A 6,621-nucleotide genomic window follows, 5' to 3' on the forward strand; every position below is an offset into this window, starting at 1 on the left:
ATGGTACTGCACTCGGGAGGGTGTGGGAGAGTAGGACACCGCCGGACAATCTTTCAGTCAGGGGCACCCTTCGGGGTGCCCCTGACTTGCGTTTCCGCGATCGTTTGCAGCCGGATGCGGCGAGGCGAGCTTCGGGAATCCCCGCGTACCGCCTGCCCGGTCTCGTACCGTCGATGCGGGGGCCTGGCGCCCCAGCACTGCTGGCGGAGGCAGGGGTGGTCATGAAGATCGGAATCATCGGGTCGGGTCACATCGGTGGCACCCTCGCTCGTCGACTGCGTGCACTGGGCCACGACGTGACCGTCACCAACTCACGCGGACCGCAGAGCCTCACCGAGCTCGCGGCGGAGACCGGTGCCACGGCGGGCACGCTGGAGGAGACTGTCCAGGGCTCGGAGCTGGTGGTCATCGCCGTACCGCTCAGGGCGGTGCCGGATCTGCCGGCCGCGCTGTTCGACGGGAAACTGGTCGTCGACGCGGACAACTACTATCCCGAGCGGGACGGTGAGATCCCCGAGCTGCTCGACCGTAGCCTCACCTCCAGCCGGTGGACCGCGGAGCATCTCAAGGGGGCCCGGGTGGTGAAGGTCTTCAACACCATCCGGGCTCAGCATCTGATGGACAACGGCCGGCCGGCGGGCGCACCCGACCGGATCGGCCTGCCGGTCGCGGGTGACGACCCGGCCGCCAAGCAGATGGTGATGGAGTTGGTGGACGAGCTGGGCTTCGACCCCGTGGACGGTGGGACGCTCGACGCGAGCTGGCGGCAGCAGCCCGGCGCACCGGTCTACGGCGCCGACCGTGACGCGGACGGCGTACGGCAGGGACTGGCCGCGGCGCGGCCCTGAGGCGTACGACATGGAAAAGCCCCGCCGGGTGCATCGCCGGCGGGGCTTTCTCGTGCCTGGTCGGGACGGACGTCAGGCGGCGGGCTTCGGGCCGCAGATGAAGCGCGGCTCGGGGGCGTAGCGCCAGCTGAACCGCTCCCGCTTGATCACCTTGCCGTCCTTGGCGATGACGCGGTAGGCGTCCTGGGCGAAGCCCACGCTGCCCCCGGTGGCGATGCAGCTGGGGCCCGGCTCCAGATAGACCGTGCTGGGTTGGGTGATGTTCCGGCGAGGGCCGTACTCGGTCTTGACGCTGTCGTAGATCTTGGTGCTCCAGATCGACACGGTGACGGTGCTGGACGTGTAGGACGTGGTGATCAGGACGCCGTACGGGGTGTTGTTGCGGAATTTCAGGTCGAGCTGCGGCCAGTAGATCGTCGACTCGATCACCGCGGGGTAGCGGCTGAAGTAGAACGAGTGCGGCTTGTGCTCGACATCTTCCAGCCCGGCATAGTAGGCGGCGTTGAACAGGGTCGTGGTGAACTGCGAGACGCCGCCGCCCACGCCCGGCACCAGCTTGCCGTTGACGATGGTCGCCGCGTCCTGGTAGCCCTGGTCGTACCCGCGCTCGCCGGTGTGGCCGTTGAGCGAGAACGTCTCGCCGGGCTTCACGATCGCGCCGTTCACGTCCTTCGCCACCCGGATGATGTTCTGGCTGCGCGGTGAGGAAAGGCCGCCGGTGAACTGGGTGGTGAAGGTGGCGACCCGCTCCCTGATGCCCAGCTCGGCCAGCTTCGCCTCGGTCAGCTCCGGCTCGACCGGCTTCAGCGTGGCGGTCACCGTACGGCCGTCCGTCTGCGGCAACACGGCGAGCAGATCCCGACCCAGCGCGGTCGCGTCGACCTGCTTGCCGGCCCGGCCGGGCACCGCCTTCGGCTTGCCGCCGGCGATGGCCAGGCTCGCGTCCCTCGGCTCGACTTCGATCTTCGCGAGCCGCTCGCCGAGTGCGGCACGCAGCTGTTTGACGTCAATCCGCGGGGTCAGCTTGCCCGCGTCATCGGCAACGAAGCGCAGACCATCGGCGATCGCGGCGGGTGGGACGGTGATCGAGCCCTGATCGGTGGAAAGCGTGACGGGAGCGGACACCGCCGGCCTGGCCAGCTCGGCTATGAGTCGGTCCACCTCGGCGCGGCTGGTCGCCGGCCACTTCTCGACCAGCGGCACGGTGACCGGCCGGCCGGCGAGCCAGCCGGCCTTGATCGTGTCGGCCGCGCCGGGGTCCACCACCCGGGCTGGCTTCGGGTAGACCGGTTTCGGGGTGGTGCCGGTGAAGATGATGGCCGGCATGGTCATGGCCCGGCCCTGGTCGCCGAGCGCCTCGCGCAGCGTGGCGTCGAGTCTGGTGACGTCGACGACGACCACCGGCGCGATCGTGCGAGAGCCGACCAGTCGGCTCACCGGATGCGCCTCGGTGGCGGCAGCCGCCGCCACGGTGGCGTCCACGTCGATCGCGAGGCCGATGTCGGCCGGCCGCACCTCGACGCGCTTCTCGCCGACGGTGACGCTGAGCGGGGCGTTGAGCGCCGCCGACCGGCGTTCCAGTTCGGCGCAAAGCGCCTGGGCCGCGCCGGCCCGACTCCGGCCGCCCAGCTCGGCGCCGAGCACGGTGGTGCCCCTTGGCACATCCCCCGCGTACGCGTAGGTGCCGGCACCGGCGACGGCGGCGAGCACCGCTGCGGCGACCCCACCGGCGAGCAGCAGCCGCCGGCGCGGGACCCGTTCGGGGACGTCGGCTCGAACCGGCGCCGGTGCGACGGCGGCCGGCTCGTCGTCCGGCCAGCTCACCGCGGTGACCTGCACGGTGGGCCGGTCGTCGGCGGGCGGCAGTTTCTCGCCGTACAGCGTCACAGCAACCTCGATCGCATAGCACGGGGGGACGGCTTTCCCCACCCGGATGACACCTACGGTAACTAACGCGCGAGCCGGCCAAGAATCGCCGGTCGGCGCTCGGCCGCCATGTCCTGGCTGCTCGTAGCGGGTGTCGCGACGATCACCTGTGGCTGGTGCCCGCTGCGGACGGTAGACGTGCGACGGTGTGCGGGTGCGGACGAATGAGCGGGGCCTGGCGTACGGCGGTGGATGGCTGGACCGGGCGGCCGAGCTGCGTACCGACCCGGGGTGGATCACCGCGCGGCTGACCGATCGGGAGAGTGTGTTGCTGCCGTTCTGGCGTGACCGCTGCCTGGTCGGGGCGGATCGGATGCCGGTGGGGCCGGCCGCCGTCGACGCCGTCGGGCTGCTCGCCGCCGCCGACGAGACGGTCTTTCTCGGGCTTGACGCGGGGCGGGCGATCTTCGCCGCCGACCTTTCCGGTCAGGCTGAGCGGGAGGCGGTGGCGCTGGCCGGTGCGGCCGAGGCGGTGGACGTGCGGGCCCTGGTGGGCGCGCTGACCCCGGCCGAGGCGGCCGTGCAGGCGTACGCCAAGGGGTTGCTGCACTGGCACCGGGGGCAGCGATACTGCGGCGGCTGCGGGGCGCCGACGGTGGCGCGGGACGGCGGGCACACCCGCTCGTGTGCCGGTGATGGCTGCGGGCGGCTGCTCTTTCCCCGGATCGAGCCGGCGGTCATCGTGCTGGTGGAGGCGCCGGGCGAGCCGGAGCGCTGCCTGCTGGCCCGGCACCGGGGCGCTCCGGAGGGGTCGTGGTCGACGTTGGCCGGGTTCGTCGAGATTGGCGAGAGCCTGGAGGACGCGGTCCGCCGGGAGTTGGCCGAGGAGGCCGGGGTGACCGTCGTGGAGGTGTCGTACCAGGGGTCGCAGGCATGGCCGTTCCCGGCGGGGTTGATGGTCGGCTTCCGAGCGACGGCGGCGTCGACCGAGGTACGGGTCGACGGCGAGGAGTTGGTGGACGCGCGTTGGTTCACCCGGGCGGAGTTGCGCGCGCGGGTGGCCGATGGGCATCCGCTGGGTCGGGTCGACTCGATCGACCATCATCTGTTGTGGTCGTGGCTGAATCGAGTGATCTGAATCGCGCACGCCGGACGGTCAGTCGCTTCCGCCGGACGGGTGAAAGTCTTCTCATCCTCAGCGGTTTGCCAGCCTGCCGTTATCGAACTGTGATGAACCTCCATCACGCCTACCCCAGGTGAAGTCGATCTGCCCTCCTGCCGTAACCGCACCGTTTTGCCCCGGGTTGATGACCGTCGACATGTTAACCGTCGGTAGCCATCGGCGCTCGGGTCGACGCGACGGTATTACTGGCCAGTAGCAGGGTCTTGTGAGCTGTGTCGCTTCGCGAGAACATCCAATCCCGCGCACTGCGTGAGCCGTCGATACAACGGCAGCCGCGTCGCCCCACAACTTTCCCCGTCCCGCGTCGCGTCCCGCGTCCGGTGACGCACCCCCTGTCGAGGAGGACCCGTGAGTGAATCGGAAGACCGCCAGGCCGCTGGTGGCACCCGCTGGCGTCGCTTCGCCGCGATGATGGTGCCGGCGACCGCCGTGGCCGGCGCCATCGTGTTCGGCATGTCCAACGGCGCCATCGCCGCGTCGTTCAACGTTTCGGGCCAGACCTTCAAGGTCGGCGCCTCGAAGCTGGTCGGTAAGGGCTTCAAGCAGTACGGCGGCATCGCCACGGAGAAGGACGGGACGCAGCACCCGGTGGCCGTCTCCGAGATCGCCACTGCCAGTCTGTACAACCTGTGCCAGTCGGTCGACGCCAGCCTGCCGGGCGTGCCGATCGTGCTGACCATCAACGCCGGCGGTCGCGGCAAGCCGGCCGAGGCCAGCGGCATGCTGATCGAAATGGACTCCCTCGAGGGCGACGCGGAGTTCAAGAAGATCGACATCGGTCGCGACGCGAGCGATCTGAACTCGCACGCCAAGCAGGGGGCCTTCGGACAGAGCGCCGACGAGGTGACCATCACCGGCCTGAAGCAGGTGGCCCGCTCCACCTCCGCTGGCACCTTCAAGCTGACCGGCCTGAAGATGAAGATCAACATTGGCAAGGATGCCAAGGAATGCTTCTGAACTGATGCCGAGGCCCGCGGAGGGCACCCTCCGCGGGCCTCGTTCACGTTTCACCACGTCAGCACTGCCAGGAGGAGTACGTGACAAGCGCCGAGACGCAGCACGTCCGGCCCGGCCGGTTCGGTCAGGCGTGGCGTGATTTCCGCCGGTGGCGGCGAACGCGACCGTTCTGGGGTGGGCTGCTCACCGCGCTGGCCGGCCTGGAGATCTTCGGCAGTACGAAGATGAGTTTGCACGGGCTCACCTTCGCGATGGGGCCGACCGGATTCCTCGCCTGGCTGATCCCGGCCATCCTCGCCACCTGCGGCATGCTGCTCTGGTTCAGCCCGCAACAGCGGATGTTCTACTCCGTCGTCGCCGCGGTCACCGCGGTCTACTCGCTGATCGGGGTGAACCTCGGCGGGTTCTTCATCGGCATGCTGCTCGGCATGATCGGCAGCGCGCTCGGCTTCGCCTGGGTGCCCGTCCGCAAGCCGGCGGCGGCCGGGGACGGGCCAGTCCCGGATGAGGACACCCTCGGCGGCGAGGAGGAGATGGCCCTCGTCGACGAGTTGCTGCCCCGGCAGCGCGAGGAGGAGACCACCGGCGTCCTCACCGACACGCTGCCTGAGCCGCGTAACCCGCTGCGCGAGGCAGAACCGCCGGCCGGTGCCGCCGACTCCACCCAGGCGCCGCCGACGGTCGGCCCGGACACGCCGCCCGGGCCCGGGCGGCACCGCGACCCGAAGCTGTACGCGATCCTGCTGGTGCTCGCCAGCATGTCCATGGCTGGCCTGTTCGCGCTCCGGGGCGAGGCGGTCGCCCTGGCCTCGCCCGGCAGCTGCCCGCCCCCCGACTCGTCCGTTCCGAGCCCGTCCGTTCCGAGCCCGTCCGTTCCGAGCCCGTCCGCCTCAACCCCGGACTCCGGCTCGGCCAGCCCGATCCCCGAACCGACGGAGGAGGGCCCGGCCGGCAACCTGCTGACCGGCACCGTCGACGGAGTCACCCGGCTGCTCACGGGTGGGCACTCCGCCAGCGCCGCCGTTGCGCCGAGCGGCGCGGCCGCTCTCGCGGCGGTCCCCGCCGCGCCGGCCGAGACCGTCACCATCACCCGGACCCGCGCCGCGACGAAGCCCGCCAGGCCGGGAAAGCTGAACACCGATCCGTGCGCCAGCCCGGCGCCGACCACACCGGAGCCGGTCGAGGTGGGTGAACCGTTGCCCCGGATCGCCGCCGAGCCGGGGCAGCCCCGGGTCGCCGCCCGGCCCTCGAAGCTCACCGGGTCCAAGGTGACCATGACCGGGCTGCGGTTCGAGGGCATCGTCGAGCTGCCCATCGTTGGCGGCACGCTGAAGTGTTTGAAATTCTCCATGGCCAAGGGCGTGACGGACGACTTCGTCCTGCAGGCCGACGGGCCGGCGGGCCGGCGCCAGCGGTACGTCAGCAAGCAGCTCACCGTCGAGGGTAATGTCGCCTTCTACGCCACCCGCTTCGTCGGGCGGCTCAAGGGCGTCAAGATCACGCTTACCCCCGACCTGCCGCTGCCGCACGGCGTCCCGGTCACCTCGCCGGTGCCCGTCACCTTCACCGACCCGGTGATCGACCTGGCGTTCGTCGACTCGAAGACGCTCACCGCCGAGCCGGCGCTCAAGCTCGACCTGTCCTGATCACGCTCGACAAGCGAAACGGCCGGGAGTCGGAGGCGGCGCGGACGGCCTTCCACGAGACGTCGAACTGCCCCTCCCATGATCCGTCCGGGTTGAGCGCGCAGGTGATGTTTTTGAGGAC

At 70.5% G+C, this 6,621-nt stretch carries 5 protein-coding genes; 4 read left to right on the forward strand and 1 reads right to left on the reverse strand.

Features of this window, described 5'->3' with window-relative positions:
• Positions 1-221: 221 nt before the first annotated feature.
• A complete protein-coding gene (locus tag ABZ671_RS32135; RefSeq protein ID WP_357865139.1) occupies positions 222-848 on the forward strand; it encodes an NAD(P)-binding domain-containing protein in 627 nt (208 codons plus the stop codon).
• Between the two features lie 72 nt (positions 849-920).
• Here the strand turns inward: ABZ671_RS32135 and ABZ671_RS32140 are convergent, their stop codons facing one another.
• On the reverse strand, positions 921-2,735 hold the full coding sequence (locus tag ABZ671_RS32140) for a VanW family protein (RefSeq protein WP_357865141.1): 1,815 nt from the start codon (positions 2,733-2,735) through the stop codon (positions 921-923).
• A 193-nt stretch (positions 2,736-2,928) separates the two neighbouring features.
• On the opposite strand from ABZ671_RS32140, the gene nudC reads away from it, so the two are divergent.
• The 3 genes from nudC to ABZ671_RS32155 all read left to right on the forward strand — a co-directional run bounded on the left by nudC (position 2,929) and on the right by ABZ671_RS32155 (position 6,500).
• A complete protein-coding gene (gene nudC / locus ABZ671_RS32145) occupies positions 2,929-3,852 on the forward strand; it encodes an NAD(+) diphosphatase (RefSeq protein ID WP_357865142.1) in 924 nt (307 codons plus the stop codon).
• Positions 3,853-4,305: 453 nt separating this feature from the next.
• Positions 4,306-4,854, forward strand: coding sequence for a DUF6230 family protein (locus tag ABZ671_RS32150; protein WP_357865149.1), 549 nt, complete (start codon positions 4,306-4,308; stop codon positions 4,852-4,854).
• An 80-nt stretch (positions 4,855-4,934) separates the two neighbouring features.
• Positions 4,935-6,500 (forward strand): DUF6114 domain-containing protein, encoded by a 1,566-nt coding sequence (locus ABZ671_RS32155; RefSeq protein WP_357865146.1) that lies wholly within the window; start codon positions 4,935-4,937, stop codon positions 6,498-6,500.
• Positions 6,501-6,621 lie beyond the last annotated feature (121 nt).

Origin of the sequence: Micromonospora sp. NPDC006766 (assembly GCF_040636055.1) — a bacterium.
GTDB lineage: Bacteria > Actinomycetota > Actinomycetes > Mycobacteriales > Micromonosporaceae > Micromonospora.

What these genes read in the sequence shown, in the direction of transcription:
- ABZ671_RS32135 (WP_357865139.1), top strand. Translation starts at nt 222, where the DNA reads ATGAAGATCGGAATCATCGGGTCGGGTCACATCGGTGGCACCCTCGCT.
- ABZ671_RS32150 (WP_357865149.1), top strand. Translation starts at nt 4,306, where the DNA reads ATGATGGTGCCGGCGACCGCCGTGGCCGGCGCCATCGTGTTCGGCATG.